This is a genomic window from Vibrio marinisediminis, assembly GCF_014050145.1.
GTDB lineage: Bacteria > Pseudomonadota > Gammaproteobacteria > Enterobacterales > Vibrionaceae > Vibrio > Vibrio marinisediminis.
On sequence record NZ_JACFYF010000064.1, the window covers coordinates 1 to 407 of the forward strand.

1 protein-coding gene is annotated in these 407 nt (G+C 40.8%); it reads right to left on the reverse strand.

Annotated elements, in window-relative coordinates; translation table 11 throughout:
• Positions 1-374 (reverse strand): DUF3465 domain-containing protein (locus H2O73_RS20325; RefSeq protein WP_182110732.1); only part of this gene is annotated, 374 nt, incomplete at its 3' end.
• Positions 375-407: the final 33 nt, after the last annotated feature.

The following is a 407-nucleotide window of genomic DNA, read 5'->3' on the forward strand; positions in this document are numbered from 1 at the left end:
TGCTTCAGCCAGCCATGAGCATGTTTATTTCGAGGGTCTTTGTGCGTCCAGTGAATGACTCCACCTTTACTATTCCATTCATACTCTCCATAAAACTCCACGAAATCACCTTTGCTAAGGTTTGATATTCTTGGCGCTAAATCAATGTTATGGGACACCAAGAGTGTTTGTTTATTGCTGAGTTTGATAATAAATTTCTGGTGTCGTGAACCATGATTGTCGTCAGGCAATAGCCTAATAACAGTTCCCGAACCTCGAATTTGTAGATCACTTTGCTGGTTCTCAAAAGCCTGTTTTAATGCCGCATCATTTGCCCATACGCCACTTGAAAACACACATAAAATTGAGACTAATAGACCGAAAATCCATTTCATAGTTACTTATTTCCTCCGCGCAAACCTAACGCC